General features: G+C 66.3%; 17 protein-coding genes. 15 read left to right on the top strand and 2 right to left on the bottom strand.

The features are described from left to right. Positions 1-13: 13 nt before the first annotated feature. From arfA to Q8Z05_RS06045, 7 genes are all read left to right on the top strand, one after another. Positions 14-1,549: an arabinosylfuranosidase ArfA gene (gene arfA / locus Q8Z05_RS06075; RefSeq protein WP_305942588.1), complete on the top strand. Its 1,536-nt coding sequence runs from the start codon at positions 14-16 to the stop codon at positions 1,547-1,549. Between the two features lie 83 nt (positions 1,550-1,632). Then, complete coding sequence (locus Q8Z05_RS06070; RefSeq protein WP_305942587.1) at positions 1,633-2,100, top strand: hypothetical protein; 468 nt, start codon at positions 1,633-1,635, stop codon at positions 2,098-2,100. 301 nt (positions 2,101-2,401) lie between these two features. Continuing rightward, positions 2,402-4,270, top strand: coding sequence for a molecular chaperone DnaK (gene dnaK, locus Q8Z05_RS06065; protein WP_305942586.1), 1,869 nt, complete (start codon positions 2,402-2,404; stop codon positions 4,268-4,270). 2 nt (positions 4,271-4,272) lie between these two features. Then, positions 4,273-4,965, top strand: coding sequence for a nucleotide exchange factor GrpE (locus tag Q8Z05_RS06060; RefSeq protein WP_305942585.1), 693 nt, complete (start codon positions 4,273-4,275; stop codon positions 4,963-4,965). A 94-nt stretch (positions 4,966-5,059) separates the two neighbouring features. Continuing rightward, positions 5,060-6,046, top strand: coding sequence for a DnaJ C-terminal domain-containing protein (locus Q8Z05_RS06055; protein WP_305942584.1), 987 nt, complete (start codon positions 5,060-5,062; stop codon positions 6,044-6,046). 49 nt (positions 6,047-6,095) lie between these two features. Beyond that, entirely contained in the window at positions 6,096-6,518 is a 423-nt protein-coding gene (locus Q8Z05_RS06050) for a heat shock protein transcriptional repressor HspR (RefSeq protein ID WP_305942583.1), read from the top strand. Positions 6,519-6,653: 135 nt separating this feature from the next. Further along, positions 6,654-7,487 (top strand): alpha/beta fold hydrolase, encoded by an 834-nt coding sequence (locus Q8Z05_RS06045; protein ID WP_305942582.1) that lies wholly within the window; start codon positions 6,654-6,656, stop codon positions 7,485-7,487. 33 nt (positions 7,488-7,520) lie between these two features. On the opposite strand, the gene Q8Z05_RS06040 is transcribed toward Q8Z05_RS06045, so the two are convergent. Beyond that, the gene (locus tag Q8Z05_RS06040) at positions 7,521-8,468 is read right to left on the bottom strand and encodes a ketopantoate reductase family protein (RefSeq protein WP_305942581.1); all 948 of its coding nucleotides are present in this window, start codon (positions 8,466-8,468) and stop codon (positions 7,521-7,523) included. 278 nt (positions 8,469-8,746) lie between these two features. On the opposite strand from Q8Z05_RS06040, the gene urtA reads away from it, so the two are divergent. From urtA to Q8Z05_RS06010, 6 genes are all read left to right on the top strand, one after another. Continuing rightward, on the top strand, positions 8,747-10,012 hold the full coding sequence (gene urtA / locus Q8Z05_RS06035; protein ID WP_305942580.1) for an urea ABC transporter substrate-binding protein: 1,266 nt from the start codon (positions 8,747-8,749) through the stop codon (positions 10,010-10,012). A 46-nt stretch (positions 10,013-10,058) separates the two neighbouring features. Then, complete coding sequence (urtB, locus tag Q8Z05_RS06030; RefSeq protein ID WP_305942579.1) at positions 10,059-10,943, top strand: urea ABC transporter permease subunit UrtB; 885 nt, start codon at positions 10,059-10,061, stop codon at positions 10,941-10,943. Then, the gene (gene urtC / locus Q8Z05_RS06025; RefSeq protein WP_305942578.1) at positions 10,940-12,112 is read left to right on the top strand and encodes an urea ABC transporter permease subunit UrtC; all 1,173 of its coding nucleotides are present in this window, start codon (positions 10,940-10,942) and stop codon (positions 12,110-12,112) included. Before urtB ends, urtC begins: the two co-directional genes overlap by 4 nt. Further along, positions 12,109-12,912 (top strand): urea ABC transporter ATP-binding protein UrtD, encoded by an 804-nt coding sequence (gene urtD, locus Q8Z05_RS06020; protein ID WP_305942577.1) that lies wholly within the window; start codon positions 12,109-12,111, stop codon positions 12,910-12,912. Before urtC ends, urtD begins: the two co-directional genes overlap by 4 nt. After that, positions 12,912-13,604: an urea ABC transporter ATP-binding subunit UrtE gene (gene urtE / locus Q8Z05_RS06015; protein ID WP_305942576.1), complete on the top strand. Its 693-nt coding sequence runs from the start codon at positions 12,912-12,914 to the stop codon at positions 13,602-13,604. Before urtD ends, urtE begins: the two co-directional genes overlap by 1 nt. 236 nt (positions 13,605-13,840) lie before the next feature. Continuing rightward, entirely contained in the window at positions 13,841-14,239 is a 399-nt protein-coding gene (locus Q8Z05_RS06010) for a hypothetical protein (RefSeq protein ID WP_305942575.1), read from the top strand. Positions 14,240-14,283: 44 nt separating this feature from the next. Here Q8Z05_RS06010 and Q8Z05_RS06005 read toward each other — a convergent pair whose 3' ends face one another. After that, a complete protein-coding gene (locus Q8Z05_RS06005; protein WP_305942574.1) occupies positions 14,284-17,760 on the bottom strand; it encodes a DEAD/DEAH box helicase in 3,477 nt (1,158 codons plus the stop codon). A 178-nt stretch (positions 17,761-17,938) separates the two neighbouring features. Between Q8Z05_RS06005 and Q8Z05_RS06000 the strand changes: the two genes are divergently transcribed. Continuing rightward, positions 17,939-18,787 carry a DMP19 family protein gene (locus Q8Z05_RS06000; RefSeq protein WP_305942573.1) on the top strand — a complete coding sequence of 283 codons (849 nt, stop codon included), beginning with the start codon at positions 17,939-17,941 and terminating at the stop codon, positions 18,785-18,787. Positions 18,788-18,910: 123 nt separating this feature from the next. Next, a complete protein-coding gene (locus tag Q8Z05_RS05995) occupies positions 18,911-20,914 on the top strand; it encodes a glycoside hydrolase family 32 protein (protein WP_305942572.1) in 2,004 nt (667 codons plus the stop codon). The last annotated feature ends 15 nt before the right edge of the window (positions 20,915-20,929 follow it).

The following is a 20,929-nucleotide window of genomic DNA, read 5'->3' as shown; positions in this document are numbered from 1 at the left end:
GGACAGGAGCAAAATGTCCCGCGCACGCATCACCATTGACCGCGACTTCACCGTAGGTGAGGTTCCCCGCCGGATTTTCGGATCCTTTGTTGAGCACATGGGCCGCTGCGTCTACACCGGCATCTATGAACCGGGCCATCCCGCGGCTGACGAGCGCGGATTCCGCCGCGACGTCATGGACCTCGTCAAGGAGCTCGGCGCCACCGTGGTCCGCTACCCGGGCGGAAATTTCGTGTCCGGCTACAACTGGGAGGACGGCATCGGGCCGGCGGCCGACAGGCCGCGCAGGCTGGACGGAGCCTGGCACACGCTCGAAACCAACGCCTTCGGCCTGCACGAATTCGTGGACTGGTCCCGCGAGGCCGGCGTGGAGGTCATGGAAGCCGTCAACCTCGGCACCCGCGGCGTGGACGCAGCCCGTGAGCTGGTGGAATACGCCAACATTCCGTCCGGCACCCGGCTGTCCGACCTGCGCCGCAAGAACGGCCACGAGGACCCCTTCAATATCAAGCTGTGGTGCCTCGGCAACGAGATGGACGGCCCGTGGCAGATCGGACACAAGACGGCCGAGGAATACGGCCGCCTGGCGCAGGAAGCGGCGAAGGCCATGCGCTTCGTCGATCCGGACATCGAGCTCGTGGCGTGCGGCAGCTCCAACTCCGGAATGCCCACCTTCGGCGCCTGGGAGCAGACCGTCCTGACGCACACCTACGACCAGGTGGACTACGTCTCCCTGCACGCGTACTACCAGGAGCACGACGGCGACGCCGGCAGCTTCCTCGCCAGCGCCGTGGACATGGACTACTTCATCGAATCCGTGATCGCCACGGCGGACGCCGTCCGGGCCAAGGGCAAGCACAAAAAGCACATCAACCTCTCCTTCGACGAATGGAACGTCTGGTACACCCGGCCCGGCGATGCCGACAGCCCTGAACAGGTGGGCAGGCACGGCTGGCGTGAGCACCCCCGCGTCATCGAAGACAAATACAACGTGACGGACGCCGTCGTCGTCGGAACGTTCCTGAACTCCCTGCTCCGGCACGGCGACCGCGTCAAGATCGCCAACCAGGCGCAGCTGGTCAACGTGATTGCCCCCATCCTCAGCGAGGAAAACGGTCCGGCGTGGAAGCAGACCATCTTCCATCCGTTTGCCCGCATGGCCGAGCTGGCGCACGGGCAGATCCTCCGGCTCGCCGTCGACTCGGACAAATACAGCAACGCCAAATTCGGCGACGCCGACCTTGTGGACGTCAGCGCCACCTGGAACGAGGAAACCGGGCGCATCGCCTTGTTCCTGGCCAACCGCGGGCTGGAAGAAGCCGCCGACGTCGAAGTGGTCCTTCGCGGATTTGATGCACGGCAGGTGGTCCGGGCCGACGTGCTGCGCATTCCCGACGGCGCAGACCGGTTCATCACCAACACCCAGGACAACCCCGGTGCCGTCGGCCTGACCGCGCTGGAAGGTGTCAAGGCTGCCGGCGGCGAAGTCCGCGCCAGCCTGCCGGCACTGTCCTGGACTGCTATCGAACTGGAGGTCGTGCGCAGCTGACGCCCCTGTTGAAGCATCGGACGGATGGATAGACTGCCCCTGCGCCCGTCCGGGCGTCCGATGCTTCCAGGAGGGAACCGTCAGTGTCAGAGAACAGCGAATTTTCAGAGAACAGCGAATTCGAAGCTGAAAAGCAGCGCAGCACCGAGCCCGCGCCGGCAGTCGAAGGCACCGGCGAAGGCGAATATTCCGAAGGTGATTACGGCACTGCCGGGGCTGTCGGGAAACCGGCCGGCGTCGGCGAAGGCGAATATTCCCAGGGTGATTACGGAAGTGCCGGGGCTGTCGGGAAACCGGCCGGGGCCGGCGAAGGCGAATACTCCGAAGGTGATTACGGAACTGCCGGGGCAGTCGGGAAACCGGCCGGAGCCGGCGAAGGCGAATACGGAGCCAGCGATGACGGCAAGGACGGCACCGCGGGGGAGAACGCGGTGAATCCTGACGAAGCCGAGTACCCGGACGGCGACTACGGCGAAGCCGGTACGGCCGGGCCGGCCGCCGGTACTGCCCGCCCGGCGGATACTGCCGAAGAGTCCGGCGACACCCGCTGACGGCCCCGCCCGGCTCCCGACCCGCCCGGCGGCGGTTTCACGCACAGCGAAACCGCCGCCGGGCGCTCCGTGTCCGGCCCGGATTCGCGGCCTTGTTGGTGGGCTCAGGCACCCGTGCTCCCCAAGGGAAATCCGAAGTTGAGCGTGGTTGACTCAACCTTGGATTGACTTAATTCCGGCCGTGGGTAAAGTTGAGTGTAGATCGCTCAATGAGTGGGCGTGCCTGAATTTCGACCAGCCTGAACCGGCCAGCCCGGCAACCCGGCGCCGGGTCGTTTCCAAGGAAAGAAGGAAGCAACACATGTCACGTGCAGTAGGTATCGACCTCGGAACCACCAACTCCGTCGTCTCCGTTCTCGAAGGTGGCGAGCCCACCGTTATTGCCAACGCCGAGGGCGGCCGCACCACGCCGTCCGTCGTTGCGTTCTCCAAGTCCGGCGAAGTCCTGGTCGGCGAGATCGCCAAGCGCCAGGCCGTCAACAACATCGACCGCACCATCGCTTCCGTCAAGCGCCACATGGGCACTGACTGGAACGTGTCCATCGATGACAAGAAGTACACCGCGCAGGAAATCTCCGCGCGCATCCTGATGAAGCTGAAGAACGACGCCGAGTCCTACCTCGGCGAAAAGGTCACCGACGCAGTGGTCACCGTTCCCGCGTACTTCAACGACGCACAGCGCCAGGCCACGAAGGAAGCCGGGGAAATCGCGGGCCTCAACGTCCTCCGCATTGTCAACGAGCCCACCGCTGCGGCCCTGGCCTACGGCCTGGACAAGGGCAAGGAAGATGAACTCATCCTCGTCTTCGACCTCGGCGGCGGAACGTTCGACGTTTCCCTGCTGGAAGTGGGCAAGGACGAAGACAACTTCTCCACCATCCAGGTCCGCGCCACCGCCGGTGACAACCACCTCGGCGGCGACGACTGGGACCAGCGCGTTGTCAACTACCTGCTGAACCAGCTCAAGGTCAAGGGCATCGACCTTTCCAAGGACAAGATTGCCCTGCAGCGCCTGCGCGAGGCATCGGAGCAGGCCAAGAAGGAACTCTCTTCCTCCACCAGCACCAACGTTTCCCTCCAGTACCTGTCCGTCACCCCCGATGGTCCGGTCCACCTGGATGAGCAGCTCACCCGCGCCAAGTTCCAGGACCTGACGAAGGACCTCCTGGACCGTACCAAGAAGCCGTTCCAGGACGTCATCAAGGAAGCCGGCATCAAGCTCTCCGAGATCGACCACATTGTCCTCGTGGGCGGTTCCACCCGCATGCCCGCCGTGTACGAGCTCGTCAAGGAACTCGCCGGCGGCAAGGAGCCCAACAAGGGCGTCAACCCGGATGAGGTCGTCGCCGTCGGCGCCGCCCTCCAGGCCGGCGTGCTGAAGGGCGAGCGCAAGGACGTCCTCCTGATCGACGTCACGCCGCTGTCGCTCGGCATCGAAACCAAGGGCGGCATCATGACGCACCTGATCGAGCGCAACACGGCCATCCCCACCAAGCGGTCCGAGACCTTCACCACGGCTGACGACAACCAGCCGTCCGTGGCCATCCAGGTCTTCCAGGGCGAGCGCGAGTTCACCCGGGACAACAAGCCGCTGGGCACGTTCGAGCTGACCGGCATTGCGCCGGCTCCGCGCGGCGTTCCGCAGGTCGAGGTCACCTTCGACATCGACGCCAACGGCATCGTCCACGTCTCGGCGAAGGACAAGGGCACCGGCAAGGAACAGTCCATGACCATCACCGGCGGCACCGCGCTCTCCAAGGAAGACATTGACCGCATGGTCAAGGACGCCGAGGAGCACGCAGCCGAGGACAAGGCCCGCCGCGAGGCAACCGACACCCGCAACACGGCCGAGCAGCTCGCCTACTCCGTGGACAAGCTGATCGCGGACAACGCGGACAAGCTGCCGGAAGAGGTCAAGACCGAGGTCCAGGCCGACGTCGACGCCCTCAAGAAGGCCCTCGAAGGCACCGACGATGCCGCTGTGAAGACCGCCTTTGAGAAGCTGCAGGCTTCCCAGGGCAAGCTCGGTGAAGCCATCTACGCCCAGGCCGGTTCGCCGGACGGTGCAACGGGTGCCGCAGGTGCGGAAGGTGCCGCCGGCTCCGAAGGCACCAAGGCCGATGAAGACATCGTCGATGCCGAGATTGTTGACGAAGACGAGAAGAAGTAATCATGCCGCATCACGGTAACGAAGAAGAGCACAGCTCTTCCAAAGACCAGCAGCACGCGCGCGACAACCGCGAGAACGAGCGCCAGGAGAACGAGCCGCAGAAGCCGGTGATCCACGACAACCGCAAGGTTGATCCGAAGACCGGCCAGGCCCGCCACCCTGACCAGGAGCACGCCGCCGCAGGGGGCTCCGGTTCCGGGGACGCACTGTCCCAGGCCGAGGACATCCTCAACAGCGTTGAGGTTCCGGCCGAGGAATCGGTGGCCCAGGGCGTCGGCGCGGAGGAGGCGGAGGAACTCAGGAACGATCTCCGCCGCCTGCAGGCTGAGTACGTTAACTACCGCAAGCGGGTGGAACGCGACCGCGCCGTGGCAGGGGAGATGGCCGTCATCGGCGTCCTGAACTCGCTGCTTCCGGTGCTGGACGACGTCGACGCCGCCCGCCAGCACGGTGACCTGGCCGACGGTCCGTTCGCCGCGATCGCCGCCAAGCTGGAGAACGCGCTGAAGACCTACGGCCTGGTGCGCATCGATGAGACCGGAGTGGAGTTCGATCCCACGATCCACGAGGCCCTCATCCAGCAGCCCGGCCAGGATGTCGAAATCGACACCGTCAGCCAGGTCCTGCGCTCCGGCTACAAGTCCGGCGAGCGGGTCCTGCGGGCGGCACAGGTTATCGTCGCAGTTCCGGCGTAGCATTGCCCCATCGAGATGGCAGTTCGCAGCAGTGATTCGCAAGAACATTGCCGCGAACTGCCATCTCGGCACAAAGATTTGAAAGGAAACGCCATTGGCTAGCCAGGACTGGGTCGACAAGGACTTCTACAAGATCCTTGGAGTCGCCAAGGACGCTTCCGACGCCGATATCAAGAAGGCTTACCGGAAGCTTGCGCGGCAGCATCACCCGGACACCAACGCGGGGAATGTTGCGTCGGAGAAGAAGTTCAAGGACATCTCCGAGGCGTACTCCGTTCTCTCGGATCCGGACGAGCGCCAGCAGTATGACGCCATCCGTGCCATGGGCGGCGGCGCGCGCTTTGCTCCCGGCGGCGGGGGCGGCGGGGCCGGCAACGCCGGGTTCGAAGACCTCTTCGGCGGCCTCTTCACCGGCGGCGGCGGACGCCACTCCGGGGGCTACAGCACCTCCGGCGGCATCCCGCCGGAGTTCGCCGACCTCTTCGGCGGGCAATTCGGCGGCCCGGGTTCCGGAGCGGGGTTCCAGCGCGGACCGCAGAAGGGCGCCGACCGCACGGCAACCACCACCATTTCCTTCGCCGGTTCCATCCGGGGCACCACCATCGGCCTGCGGGAACCGGACGGAGACGTCATCGACGTCCGGGTTCCGGCCGGAATCAAGGACGGCCAGAAGGTCCGTGTCCGCGGCAAGGGCCAGTATGGCCCGGCCGGCAACGGCGACCTGATGGTCACCGTCAACGTCAAGGGCCATGACTTCTACACGCGCGACGGCGACAACCTCCGCATCCATGTACCGGTCACCTTCCCGGAGGCTGCCCTGGGCGCCGACATCGAGGTGCCGACGATTGACGGCGAGAAGGTCAGGGTCCGGGTTCCCCCGGGGACCCCGTCCGGACGCACACTCCGGGTCAAGGGCCGCGGAGTCAAGCACGCGAAGGCCACCGGCGACCTGCTGGTGACCATCGACGTCGTGGTTCCGCAAAAGCTGACCAAGGAAGCTGAGGAAGCCGTGAAGGCGTTCGCTGCAGCCACCGGCGGCGAGGATGTCCGGGCCGGACTGACAGCCAAGGCACGGCTGTAGGAAACGCGCGTGCGCGGACTGGGACTGGGACTAGCGGGAGGAGCCGGCCATGGACATTGATTTCGATCAGCCGATCTTCGTTATCTCGGTGGCGGCTGAGCTGGCGGACATGCACCCGCAGACGTTGCGGCAGTATGACCGCCTGGGCATCGTCTCGCCCAGCCGCGCGCCCGGAAAATCCCGGAGGTACTCCCAGCGGGACGTCAACGTGCTCCGGGAAGTGCAGCGGCTCTCGCATGAAGGAGTATCGCTGGAAGGCATCAAACGGATCCTGCAGCTCGAGAACCAGGTGGCTGCGCTGCAGCGCCGGGTGAGTGAACTGACCGAAGAACTGGGGCGCCGGCGCAGTCCGCTGGATTCGCGCATTTTCGCGGCCGGGGCAGCCGGGGACGTCGTGAGCCTGGCCCGCGGCCAGCGGCCCCGGGCACGTTCCCAAGCCGTGGTGGTGTGGCGGCCGCGCTCCACGGAGTGAGCACTGCGGAGTGAGCACTGCGGGGTGAGCCGAAACGCCGGCTGGCGCTGATTCCTTGACACGGCAGGCCCGCCGGAACAGAGTGGATGGTCAGCCTGTTCACGGCCCGTTGAACCGCCCCGGAAGGAACGCCTTATGGCCTTTGTCTCTGTCGGAAAAGAAAACAGCACCACTGTTGAGCTTTACTACGAGGACCACGGACAGGGACAGCCGGTGGTCCTTATTCACGGTTACCCGTTGGACGGTGCGTCGTGGGAACGGCAGACCAGCGCTTTGCTGGAAGCAGGCTACCGGGTCATTACGTACGACCGCCGCGGCTTCGGCAAATCGAGCCAGCCCACCGAAGGCTACGACTACGACACCTTTGCCGCCGACCTCAACACGTTGCTCACCGAGCTTGATCTCGACGACGCCGTGCTGGTGGGCTTCTCGATGGGCACCGGCGAAGTGGCCCGCTACCTCGGCACCTACGGATCGGACCGGGTTTCCAAGGCGGTGTTCCTCGGCTCCCTCGAGCCCTTCCTGCTCAAGACGGAAGACAACCCCGACGGCGTCCCGCAGGACGTGTTCGACGGCCTCCTCAGCGCCGTGAAGGAAGACCGGTACGCCTTCTTCACGGAGTTTTTCAAGAACTTCTTCAACACGGACGACACTCTTGGCAGCCGCCTCAGCGAAGAAGCGCTGCGCGCCAACTGGGCCACCGCCAGCAAGTCCTCGGCGCATGCCTCCGTGGCTGCCCAGCCTACGTGGCTGACGGACTTCCGCGCGGACATCCCCAAGATCGACGTTCCCGCCCTGATCGTCCACGGAACGGCGGATAACATCCTGCCCATCGACGTCACCGGCCGACGTTTCAAGGAGGCCCTTCCCGCCGCTGAGTACGTGGAGATCGAAGGCGCACCGCACGGAATGCTGTGGACCCACGCGAAGGAAATCAACCAGGCCCTTCTCGGCTTCCTGAAGAAGTAGCCCGGGAGAAGAAGTACCAGGAGCCGGCCGCCGCTAGGCGGTCGCGGCGCTGACCCTCAACTGCATCAGGGCCAGGTCGATCAGCGGCGTGTCCGCGCCCAGGAGCCGTGCCCGCCGGGTGAAATCGCCCAGCAGGTGTTCGGTCTCGCCGGGGAGCCCTGCAACGACGTCGCGGTAGAGCGACGACGTGAAGGTTGACCCCGGCTGCGTCAGTATCTCCACGGACAGCTGCTGTTCCTGGGCCGGAACCGGGTAGCCGGCGGCGGCCGAAACGGCGCCGGCTTCCGCCAGCACCGAGTGCACGAAGTCCGTGCCGCCCGGCACCGCCACGATGGCGCCCACCGGTCCCCGGAGCAGGCAGGTGACGGTACCTGCCGCGACGATGAAGGCCCATTTGTGCCACATCGACGCCAGGGCATCGGCCGTGGCCGAGGCCTTGAACCCGGGCACGGTGAGGGTCTCAACGGCCCGAAGCACGCGCTCACTCGGCGGGCCGGACAGTTCACCGACGGTGAGTGTGGCCATCGGATTCATTTGCAGGATGTCGCCGTCGTCCGTGACGGTGGTGACCACCTTGACGACGCCGCCGAGCACCCGGCCGGCGCCGAAAGCGGTTATGAGCGCGTCCACGTGGGCCATGCCGTTGAGGAAGGGAACGACGACGGTTTCCGGCCCGACTGCCGGCGCCAGGTCTGCCAGTGCCCGGGGCAGGGCGGCGGCCTTGACTGTCACCAGCACCAGGTCGTACGGGCCGTCGAGGTCCGCAGCGGTGACCAGCTTCGGTTCAATGGCGTCCTCGCGGCCCAGGCCCGTGATGCGCAGGCCGCGCCGGCGCAGGACGGCTGCCCGCCCCTCCCGGACCAGGAATGTCACGTCCCGGCCTGCCTGCGCCAGGCGCGCGCCAAAGTATCCACCGGTGGCTCCCGCCCCGACAACCAGGATCCGCTGGGCGTCCGGCTGGGCGTTCTGCTGGCTGGTCATGCTGCTCCTAGGGCTATGTGTCGCCGCCAATCCGTACATGACGGCGGGGAAGTTTCCTTCAGGTTAACTTTGCCGTCCGCATTTTCCGCCATTTTGCCAGCAAACTTAGTGTTGCTGCGCGTGGCCGCGGGGGAGAAGGCCCGGTCGGAAATAGTGCGGAAACGAACCACCATGCCTCTGGAAACAATTCGCTCCTAGATTGAGCCGAACGGGTCCCCGTCAGGACCTTGGAGACCAGTCGCTGCCGTCAGGCAGCGCGGAGCGAGAAGCAGGTAATCATGAGGGTTTCAGTAACTAAACGCGCTTTGATCCCCCTGGCCGCGGCGGCAATGGCGACGGTCCTGGCCGGCTGCGGAAGCCAGATTTCGGATCCCGCGTCCGCCAATTCCACCGCCAGCAGCGGCAGTTCCTGCGTCGATACGTCGGGCAGCAGCGTCAAGGTCGGATTCATCAACTCGCTCTCGGGGACCATGGCCATCAGCGAGAACACCGTCTTCGATTCCCTGAGCCTGGCAGCCGAGGAGATCAACGCCGCCGGCGGAGTCATGGGCAAGCAGTTGCAGGTGGTCAGCGAGGACGGCGCCAGTGAACCCACCAAGTTCGCCGAACGCGCCGGAAAGCTGATCCAGCAGGACTGCACGGCCGCGGTGTTCGGCGGCTGGACCTCCTCCAGCCGCAAGGCCATGCTCCCGGTCTTCGAAGCCAACGATGCCCTGCTGTTCTACCCGGTGCAGTACGAAGGCCTCGAAGCATCCAAGAACATCTTCTACACGGGCGCCACCACCAACCAGCAGATCATCCCGGCCCTCGACTACCTGGCCGAGCAGGGGACCAAGTCCATCTTCCTGGTGGGCAGCGACTACGTCTTCCCGCGGACGGCCAACAAGATCATCCAGGCCTACGCCAAAGCCCACGGCATGGAGGTCCTCGGCGAGGAATATGCCCCGCTCGGGTCCACCGAGTTCTCCACCATCGTGAACAAGGTCCGCGACTCCAAGGCAGACGCCGTGTTCAACACCCTCAACGGTGACAGCAACGTGGCCTTCTTCCGGCAGTACAAGAGCGTCGGCCTGACCGCGGAATCCATGCCCGTGGTTTCGGTATCCATCGCCGAAGAGGAAGTCCCCGGGGTCGGCTTGGAAAACGTGGAGGGCCAGCTCACCGCCTGGGACTACTACCAGACGCTGGACACCCCCGCCAACCAGAAGTTCGTCGCCGCGTTCAAGGCGAAGTTCGGTGCCGAACGCGTCACCAGCGATCCCATGGAAGCGGCGTACACCTCGCTGTACCTGTGGAAGGCCATGGTGGAAAAGGCCGGGTCCTTTGAAGTGGACAAGGTCCAGGCAGCCGCCGGCGGAGTGACGTTCGAGGCGCCTGAGGGCACAGTCACGGTGGACGGCGAGAACAACCACATCACCAAGACTCCCCGGATCGGAAAGATCAACTCCGAAGGCCTGATCGACACGGTGTGGTCTTCGCCGAAGGCCGTGGAACCCGATCCGTTCCTGGCCAGCTACCCCTGGGCCAAGGACCTGGCCAAGTAGCCGCTTCCACCACCCCTGCATCAACCCGGAGGAAAGGCCCGCTGGAATGGAACTGCTGATTGGACAGATGTTTGCCGGACTCAGTCTCGGCTCGGTGCTGCTGCTGGCCGCACTGGGGTTGTCGCTGACCTTCGGCCAGATGGGGGTCATCAACATGGCCCACGGCGAGTTCATGATGGCCGGTGCGTACACGGCCTTCGTGGTGCAGCGAAGCATCTCCGATGCCGGCGTCTCGCTGCTGGTTTCCATTCCAGTGGGCTTCCTCGTGGGCGGCCTGCTGGGGCTGGTGCTCGAGGCGGTGCTGCTCCGGCGGATGTACCACCGGCCGCTGGACACCCTGCTGGTCACGTTCGGGGTGGCGCTCATCCTGCAGCAGGCCGCGCGGGACATCTTCGGCGCCCCCAGCGTGGACGTCCGGGCGCCGGCCTGGCTGCAGGGCAACATCGAACTGCTGGGGGCGCCCATCCCGCTCACCCGGCTCTTCATCCTGCTGCTCTCCCTTGTCTGCCTGGCGGGACTCGTGCTGATCCTCAGGGCGACCCCGCTCGGACGCCGGATCAGGGCGGTGGTCCTGAACCGGGACCTGGCTGAAACCAGCGGCATCTCCACCCGGCGCACCGACCAGCTGACGTTCTTCATCGGGTCGGGCCTCGCCGGAGTGGCGGGCGTGGCCGTCACGCTGATCGGCTCCACCGGACCGTACCTGGGCACCAACTACATCGTGGACGCCTTCCTGGTGGTGGTGGCCGGCGGAGTCGGCCAAATCAAGGGGGCCGTGATTGCCGCCTTCGCGCTGGGCGTGCTGCAGTCCGTCTTTGAATTTTCGACGACGGCGAGCATCGGCAAGGTGCTGATCCTGGTGCTGATCGTGGTCTTCCTGCAGCTGCGGCCCCAGGGCATCTTCAGCCTCAAGACAAGGAGCCTGGCATGAACACTTTCCTGCAATCCCGGTGGGGCGTGCTGGCCGGCTTCGCCGCGGGCGCGGTACTGCTGCTGGTGGCGGCTCCGGCAGCGCTCTCGGCGTTCAACCTCGCCCTTCTGGGAAAGTTCATTTGCTTCGCGATCGTGGCGGTGGGGATCGGCCTGGCCTGGGGGCGCGGCGGCATGCTGACCCTGGGCCAGGGCGTGTTCTTCGGGCTCGGCGCGTACATCATGGCCATGCACCTCAAGCTGGCGGACGCCTCCCTTTTCGGCGGGTCCGGGGTGCCGGACTTCATGTCGCTGTACGGCAGCGGCGAAGTCCCCGGCTGGTGGGAACCGTTCCGGAGTCCGGCGGTGACCCTTGCCGCCGTCGTCCTTGTTCCGGGGCTGGTGGCGCTCCTCCTGGGGCTCGCCGTGTTCAAACGGCGCGTCAAGGGCGCCTATTTTGCGATCCTCAGCCAGGCCCTGGCGGCCGCTTTCGCTGTGTTCCTGATCGGCCAGCAGGCCACCACCGGCGGATCCAACGGGCTGAGTGGCTTCCGATCGTTCTTCGGGTTCGACCTGAAGGACCCCGCGAACAAGCTGATGCTCTATTCGATCGCCGCCGTGGTGCTGCTGCTGGCCCTTGCTGCGGCCCGGCAGCTGATGCACAGCCGGTTCGGCGAGCTCCTCGTGGCCGTCCGGGACCAGGAGGAACGGGTTCGCTTCCTGGGCTACGACCCGGCCACCATCAAAACCGTGACCTACGTGATCGCAGCCGTCGTGGCGGGGATTGCCGGTGCTCTGTTCGTTCCCATCGTGGGGATCATCTCGCCGGCCGACGTGGGCGTGATTCCGTCCATCGCCTTCCTGATCGGCGTGGCCATCGGCGGCAGGGCAACGCTGCTGGGCCCCGTCCTGGGAGCCCTCAGCGTGGCCATCGCGCAGACCAGCCTGGCGTCCACCTTCCCTTCTTTCTGGGTGTATTTCCAGGGCCTGCTCTTCGTGCTGGTCATCGGGTTCATGCCCGGCGGCCTTGCCTCACTGCCGCGTATCGCAGCGCGGCTGAAGCAGCGCGGGGCAGGGCACAGCAATGCAAGGCAGGGCAGTCCGGGGCGGCGGCGCACGGCACCTGCACCGGTCCCCGCGGCGGCCTCCACGCCCGCAGCATCCACCATTCCGGAAGAGGCAAGCCGATGACCACCCCCACCCTGCTGCCCGACGGCGAGCCACAGGCCGGCGGGCTCCGGCACGGCCGGCCCAAATACCTGGAGATCCGCGACCTCACCGTGGCGTTCGACGGTTTCGTCGCCGTGGACAAGGTCAACCTCGACGTCATCCAGGGCGACCTGCGGTTCCTCATCGGCCCCAACGGGGCAGGCAAGACCACCATCATCGATGCCATCACCGGGCTCGTTCCGGCCACCGGATCCGTGAACCACACCGGCACTGAGATCCTGGGCCGCAAGGTGCACAAGATCGCCCGGCTGGGCGTGGGGCGGACCTTCCAGACGGCAAGCGTTTTCGAGAACCTTTCGGTGCTGCAGAATCTGGACATCGCCGCCGGTCCCGGACGGAAGGCCCGCGAACTGCTGCGGCGCCGGAAGGGCGTGGAACCGGCCGTGCAGGAGGCGCTGGAAATCATCGGGCTGGAGCAGGCCGCGGACAAGCAGGCCGGAACGCTGGCCCACGGCCAGAAGCAGTGGCTGGAGATCGGCACGCTGCTGGTCCAGAACTCGGACGTGCTGCTCCTGGACGAGCCCATCGCCGGAATGAGCCAGGACGAGCGGGACGAAACCGGGCAGCTGCTCCGCCGGATCGCCGCCAGCCGCATCACCCTGGTGATCGAACACGACATGGACTTCGTGCGGGAGTTCGCCACCTCGGTGACCGTCCTGGCGTCGGGCAAGGTCCTCAGCGAGGGCAGCGTGGCACAGGTCCAGGCGGACAGGAAAGTGCAGGACGTCTACCTCGGCACGGCCGGAATGGAAGGGCACTGATGCTGGAAATCACGGATCTGCAGACCGGATACGGGCGCACCCAGGTCATCTCGGGAGTGGATATCACGGTGCCCGATGGCTCGCTGGTCTCCATCCTGGGCCACAACGGTGCGGGCAAGACCACCCTGCTGCGTGCCGTCGTCGGGCTCCTCAAACCCACGCGCGGAACCATCACGCTGGACGGGGAGGACATCTCCGCGCTCCGGCCGCACCAGCGGGTGGCGCGCGGCATGGCCTACGTTCCGCAGGGACAGCAGTCGTTCGGGCAGCTGACCGCCCTGGAGAACCTCCAGCTCGTGGCTGACGGACGCAGGAACGCCAGGGAGCGCGTGGCCGACGCGCTGGACATGTTTCCCGCGCTCAACCCGCTGCTCGCACGCCGGGCCGGCCTCCTGTCCGGCGGGCAGCGGCAGCAGCTGGCCATTGCCCGGGCCCTGATCACCGAGCCCACGCTGCTGATCCTGGACGAGCCCACGGAAGGGATCCAGCCCAACGTCGTGGCCGAAATCCAGGAGACCATCATCAAGCTGTCCCAGCGCAGCGGCATGCGGGTCCTGCTGGTGGAACAGCACATCGGATTCGCCCTGAACGCCGCCGACAGCTACTACGTGCTGGCCGCCGGACGGGTCAGTTCGCGGGGCAGCGGCGGAGCGGAGTCGGCAGGGAAAGTACGTGAAGCGATGCTGATCTGAGGCCGGCACCATGCCCGGACCGCCCGGCGGGGGGACTGAGTACTCAGGAGTCAGCCCGGTCACCCCGGCCGCCAAAATAGAGTACACACTACTCGTGACGGGCTGGCGCGGCAGCGGCTTGAATGGAGCACAGCTGGGTCTCACAGCTGTGGTCTCTGGTCTCTGGGGGTTATTCCTATGCGTGTCTTCTGCAATCCTGCGACTGCCCTGTCCCGTGCGACAAGGAAGAGTGTCCGATGAGCCCGGGGATGGAATCCGTTGCCGTGTTCGCCGGCTCGATGGCCGGCCTGGTCATCCTGTCCCTGGGGCAGGCGATGGTGGTGGCGTGCCTCTGTTTTGACATGGTCCGCGCACTGTCCGTGCCCAGGTCCCACCGGCGCTACGTGGCCAGCACCGTCTTCCGGTCGCTGGCGCTGCCGTCGGTCCTGGTCATGGGGGTCAGCGTCCTCATCGACGCCGTCTTCTCGTCCTGGCTGGACGTTGCCATGGGCGTCTTCGTGATGGTGATGATCATCTTCCGCCTGCACCACGACAAGGAGGAGGACAACTGGTGGAAGGGCAAGGGCAAGAAGCTCGCCCGCTGGGCCCGGAAACAGATGTCCTCGGGAAGGTCCCTGGCCCCGGCCATGGGCTGACTGCCATGGCTGGCTGTCATTGGCTGATCGCCTTAAGCTGACGCTTAGTCGTTGAACAGGCCGGCCAGGTCTTCCGCCGTCAGGGAACCGCCGGAGAGGGCATCGCCTTCCATCACATCCGCGAACAGCTGCGACTTCTTGGCCTTCAGCGCCATGACCTTCTCCTCGATGGTGTCCTTGGCCACCAGTCGGTACACCATCACGTTGCGTGCTTGGCCGATCCGGTGGGTGCGGTCCACGGCCTGGGCCTCGGACGCCGGGTTCCACCACGGATCCAGCAGGAACACGTAGTCCGCCTCCGTCAGGTTCAGGCCGAAGCCGCCGGCCTTGAGGCTGATCAGGAACACGGGCGCGGAGCCGTTCTTGAACTCGTTCACCACATCGGAACGGTTGCGGGTGCCGCCGTCGAGGTAGCAGAACTCGATCCCCTCCTGCACCAGCCGTTCCCGGACCTTCCCCAGGAAGCCGGTGAACTGGCTGAAGATCAGGGCCCGGTGCCCCTCCGCCACCAGGTCCTCCAGCTGTTCGAACAGCACGTCCAGCTTGCTGGACCGGACCGCGGACAGGGACGGATCCACCAGGGACGCGTCCAGGCTGAGCTGCCGCAGCAGGGTAAGCGACTGGAAGATGGTGAAACGGTTCTTGTTGACGTCTTCGATGAGGCCCAGGATCTTCTGCCGCTCGCGCTGCAGGTGCGTCTGGTACACCTTCTGGTGCCGTGGGTTCAGCACCACCTCGAGGATCTGCTCCTGCTTGGGCGGCAGGTCGTGGATGACCTGCTCCTTGGTGCGGCGCATCATGAGCGGACGGACCCGACGGCGGAGCTTGTCCAGCTGCCCCTTGTCGCCGTTCTTTTCCACCGGCTTCTGGTAGTACTCCGCGAAGCGGCTGGGGCTCGCGAAGAGGCCCGGCGCCACAATCGAGGTGAGCGCCCAGAACTCCATCAGGTTGTTCTCCAGCGGGGTGCCGGTAATGGCCAGCTTGAATGCCGCCGGAAGCTTGCGCGCGCACTGGTAGGCCTTGGACTGGTGGTTCTTCACGAACTGGGCCTCGTCCAGCACCAGGGCGGCCCACTCCCGCGACGCGTAGGCTTCGTAGTCGATCCGGAACAGGGCGTAGGACGTGATCACGATGTCCACGCCTGCCATGGCCTCGGCCGGGTCCATGCCGTTCTTCGCGAACGTTTCGCCCATGGCGCGGACGGTGAGCCCGGGCGCGAACCGCGCGGTTTCGGCCTCCCAGTTGCCCACCACGCTGGTGGGGGCCACCACCAGAAACGGTGCGGAGCCGGCGGCTGCCGGTGCCGCGGCGCCGTCGGCCGTTTCCCCCGCGGCCCCCGCGGCTTCCTTCGCGGCGCAGATCAGCGCCAGCGCCTGGACGGTTTTGCCCAGGCCCATGTCATCGGCCAGCACCCCGCCCAGCCCGTGCCGGTACAGGAAGCTCAGCCAGTTGAAGCCCTCCAGCTGGTACGGACGCAGCTCGGCGTTCAGCGTTGCCGGCAGGGGCAGTCCCTTGATGCCGCCCTCCAGCAGCCCGCCCACGGCGTCGCGCCAGGCGGAGGCCTGCTGGTCCACGATGCCAAGATGTGCCAGTTCGTCCCAGAGCCCGGCCTGGAAACGGCTGATCTGGAGCGGTGCGTCCTTGTTGTCCTGCAGCGAACGGGCTTCCTCGATGAGGTCGCGGAGCTGGTGCAGTTCCGGAAGGTCCAGCGAGAAATAGGCGCCGCTGGGCAGCAGCATCTTCGTCTGGCCCGCGGCGAGGGCGGAGAACAAGGCCGCGAAGGACACCGGCTGGCCCTCGAGCGTGATCACAATGCCAAGGTCGAACCAGTCGCGCTGTTCCGTGGCCTTGGTGGAAATGGAAACCACCGGGGCCTCCTCAGCCTCGCGGTAGTCGGCGATGTCGCCCGCCGTGTCCACCACGACATCCGGGGTATTGCGGAGCCGGGGGAGTACTTCCTCGGTGAAGGCCAGGGTATCCAGGCCGCTGAGCTCCGCCGAGGCTGCCAGCCGCGGAGTGCCCCAGCCGCCGGTAGCGGACTCGCCCAGCTTCGGGACAATATCCCAGGGCTGGCCCACGGCCTCGAGGATGCGGGCTTCGGCGGGGTCGTCACGGTAGCCGTGGTCGCCCGGGTGCCTCCACAGCGGCTGCGCCGTGACCAGGTTCCCGGATTTGTAGTGCCATTCCCAGTGCAGCCGCACCTTATGGTCGGCGCCGTAGTTGGCCAGCAGGGACAGGGTGGGAACGGCCAGCGCGGGCAGCTCCACGGACTCGTCCGAGGCAGTGACGCGGGCGGCCTGCTTGAGCTTGGGATAGAAACCGGTGAGGAAGCGCGTCTCGTCCCGCGCCGGAATGTGCAGGGTGCTGCCGGCGGTCACGAAGGTCAGCAGTTCCTCGCTGAGTCCGCTTTCCAGCGGAGCCAGCGTGATGATTGATCCGGTGCCGACGCCGGGCAGGGCGTCTGCTCCGGACGTCAGGAAGATCCCGTGCGCCGGCCGGCCGATGGTCCCCACGGACGCGGGATCAACCACTTCCCCCTCAACGGTGATGGTGGGCGCGAGCGTCAGCCCGCCGTCGTCGGACTGTGTGGCGATTTGGCCGGCGGTGCCGGTTTCGACGGCGGCAGTGCCGTTTTCAGCTGCGCCGGAACTGCCGAAACGGGTCAGGTTAAGCCCGACGGCGGCCGGCTCCTCCACGAACCGCACGGGTTCCGGGCTGCCGGCATGGACCAGCGCGACGCCGATCTTCCGGGCCTGGGCGAGCAGGCTCCACAGGTTCTTTCCGGCATAGGTGTTCAGTCCCAGCCAGGGCGCGGTGGAGTTGTGCTGCCTGTTGGCGAGGGCGGTATGGGACGCGAGGAATTCCTGCATCCATTCCACGTGGGCCTCGTTGCACTCACGCCGGTAATTGAGGTAGCTGAGAGTGTTCCAGGAGACGTCGCCGCGGATCCACTTGCCTTTTGCGCCCATGATGACGGGCCTCGCCTTGAGCTGGCGGACACTGCGGAGCGGATCACGCCGGCCGGTGTAGGAGAAGTGCGGGGCGGGCTCTTCGATGTCGAACTGCAGGGCCAGCGGGATGCCGTTGGTGGACGGAGTGATGCCCGGCCGTGCGATGAGCGGGCCCAGGGCCTGTTCCCAGTCCGGCACGTCCTGGATCATCGGCTCGCGGGACAGACGGGTGGACTCGGCAGGTGCCAGCAGCTGCACCCGGGTGGCCGGATTGTCCTCCGCCGCGAACAGCAGCGCGGCCACGTGCTTGCAGTCCTTCCGCACCGGGCAGCTGCACACTCCGACGGTGCAGCTCCAGCCGCCGGTCTTCCGGACCAGCTTGGCGGTGGTGGAGTAGGGCGCGTCCGCCCCGCCGCGGACCTTGCCGAGCATCAGGCCGGTGGCGGCATCGAAGGAGATCCCCGAAACCCGGCTGCCCATGGCGTAGGCAAGGCCGGCCGCAAGGGAGCGGTCGTTGATCGCGGGGGTCTGAATCGCCAGTGCCGCACTCTCGTCCGGTTGGGATGGCATGGTGCGCGCTACTTTCAGCAGGTCAAAAATCTGCAGGTTATCTGATCCATCTTAGCGAGCCGGAAGGGGCCCTGAAACTTCGCCCAACGTTCAACTGTTCCTCGGCCTGCCGGCCCGTTCACCCGCATAGCGTGGAAGGGTCCTGAGTAACACCCGCTTTCAGCAGTGAGGATTTCCCATGAGCACCGGTCAGACCGCCAGCAAGCACCCCGTCGTCCTGGCAACCGAAGCCGCCGAGGCAGCCAACGAGGACGTTGTCGACTCCAACGTGACGGTGGTCAACGCCATGTACGCTGAGCTCCTCGACGCCCCGGAAATCGCGCCGAACGCCCTGCGCAGCTACTACGTCGACTTCTACCTCACCCAGGCACTGGCCGGCGGCTTCGCCCAGTACGTCTTCACGGTGCCGGAACGCGAGGAGATCGACGCCTACGTCCGCGAAGGCCTGGAAGGCATGGGCGCCACCGCCCACCTGGCGCTGTTCAACCGCACGGCCGAGGCATTTGATGCGCTTTCCGAGGATGACGCCGACATTTACCTGGACGGGGATACGGACGGGGAGACTGCCACCCCCGAGCCGGTCCGGGAACTCGAAGAGCTCGATGAAGCCTTCGAGTCGCTGCTGGAGACCGAGGACATCCTCGCGCTCAACGCCGCCTGGCTCCGCGGCCAGGAGGGCCTGCTGCTGCTTGATGAGGAGCAGCTGGAGCTGCACATCGCCGAGCGCGTGGCCCAGATCCCCAACCTCGCGGAACGCCAGGCCGAGGCGGCCGAAGAAGCCCTCGAGAACGCACCGGAGTTTGAACTCATCATCCGCGAACTGTGCGACGTCGCGGGCCAGGAACTGCAGAAGATCACCATGGGCGATCCCAACTACGAGCACAACGGGGAGACCATCCTGGCCTGGCACTTCACCACGGACCAGGGCGAGTTCATCATGGTGGAAGAGGACGAGGAGGCCTTCATGATCAGCCCTTCGACCAAGGAAATCGTTGCCGCCGTGGAGTTCGAAGAGGCTGACGCCTAGAGACCCGCGGGGCCGCGAAAGCCCGCACCCTGTAAAATTGAGCGGAAGCAGACCAACTTGCTGAACGCCGGCGCCGGTTATAAGACCGGCGCCGGCGTTTGTGCATCACGATGATCGGTGGACATGTCGCTCAGGTTCCTTCCCAGTAAACTCACGCCCCGCGCCCTGTGGGCGGCGGTGGCCGCTGCCGCTGCGCTGGTGCTGGTGGCCGTGGCCATCGTGGTGGGTGCGGGGTCGCAGCAGGACCCGGACGGCCCGGCCGAGGAAGCCCTGGCCGACGTCGCCAGCGCCCAGGCGGAAGCCAAACAGGCGACGGGCCGCTACGGCTCGTTCTGGCTGGCCGGGGGAGACCGCAGCCTGGAAAACCTGGCGCGCCCGCTGCGGACCGGAGGGGTGTCCGACCTCCGCGCCATCGAATGCGCCGACGGCTGGGTGGCCGCCGCCAGGGCGGGGCAGGACGTCATGGTGCGATCCAGCGTTCAGGACTCCGCCGTCCAGGCAAAGGCAACACCGGAGGGTTCCACAGACTTTGCCCGCCCGGACTGTGTCACGCCCGAAGCGGTGGATGCCATGCTGGCAGACCTGGGTGCCGGGCCCGAGCTGCCCGCGCCGGCGGAGTCCGCCTTTGCCCGGCCGGACGGGGCTTCCGCCTACCGGCCCAGCTACCACATCACGCCCCGCGAAAACTGGATGAATGATCCCCAGCGGCCCTTCTGGCTGGACGGTCAGTGGCACTACTACTACCTCTACAACGCCGGCTACCCCGAGGAAAACGGCACCGAGTGGTACCACCTCACCAGCACCGACCTGGTGCACTGGAAGGACGAGGGGGTGGCCATTGAAAAGTACAAGAACGGCCTCGGCGACATTGAGACGGGCAGCGCCGTGGTGGACCACGGGAACACCGCCGGGTTCGGCGAGGGCGCGGTCATCGCCGTCATGACGCAGCAGGACGAGGGCATCCAGCGGCAGTCGCTGTTCTATTCCACGGACAAGGGCTATTCGTTCAAGCCCTACGACGGGAACCCGGTGATGGACAACCCGGGGGAGCAGCACTGGCGCGATCCCAAGATCATCCGCGATGAGGCGAACAACCAGTGGGTGATGGCCTTGGCGGAGGGGGAAAAAATCGGCCTGTATGCCTCCGCCAACCTGAAGGAATGGCGTTACCTGTCCGGCTTTGAGCGCGAAGGGCTGGGCGTCCTCGAGTGCCCCGAACTCTTCCAGCTCGACGTCGACGGCGACCCCGCCAAGCGGACCTGGGTGCTGGCCGCCAGCGCCAACGGGGCCGAGGAGGGAAAGTCCACCGGCGTGGCGTACTGGACCGGGACCTGGGACGGTACCCGGTTCGAACCCGCGGACCAGCAGCACCAGTGGCTCGATGACGGGTCCGACTTTTACGCGGCCGTGACCTGGGACGATCCCCGGCTCACGGAAAGCCAGCGGATGGGTTCCCGCCACGCCATCGCCTGGCTGAACAACTGGTCCTACGCGCGCAAGCTGCCGACCGAGGACTGGCACGGCGGCGCCGACACAGTGGTTCGGGACATCCGGCTGAAGACCGTCTCCGGAAAGCCCACGCTCGTCTCCGCGCCCACCGGTGCGCTCAAGGCCCTGGACGGTGACACAGCCACCGTGACGGACCGGAAAGTGACTCCGGACGGTGCCGGCGACCTTCCCGGGCCGGACCTTCCCGCCACGGACCTTTCCGCCGCCGGCGGCGGGGCGTACCGCCTCGACCTGACGCTCGAACGCGCGGCAGGCGAGGACGGGTCCGAGGCCAAGGTGGAACTGCTCGCCGAAAACGGCGTCTTCGCCACGGTGGGCTATGACTTCGAGTCGGAAACCGCGTTCGTCTCCCGGGACGGCGCCGCCAAAGAGACTGCCGGACTCGCGCCGGACTACGGCACCGTCCGGCGGGCGCAGTCGGCTCCCCGCGACGGCCGGGTCCAACTGGTCATCTATGTGGATTACAGCTCCGTGGAAGTGTTCGTCAACGGCGGCGAGAGGACGCTCAGCTCACTCGTCTTTCCCGCGGGTGCACCAACGGGCCTGAAGGCGCTGACCAGGGACGGGACGCTAACCCTGAAATCCTTCAGCTACACGCCGATGGCCGCCACGTCCTGAGCGCCGTCCTGAGGC

Origin of the sequence: Arthrobacter oryzae, assembly GCF_030718995.1 — a bacterium.
In the GTDB taxonomy this organism is placed as follows: domain Bacteria; phylum Actinomycetota; class Actinomycetes; order Actinomycetales; family Micrococcaceae; genus Arthrobacter; species Arthrobacter oryzae_C.
The sequence above is the reverse complement of the archived record's forward strand: the minus strand, read 5'-3'. Positions and strand labels throughout refer to the sequence as shown.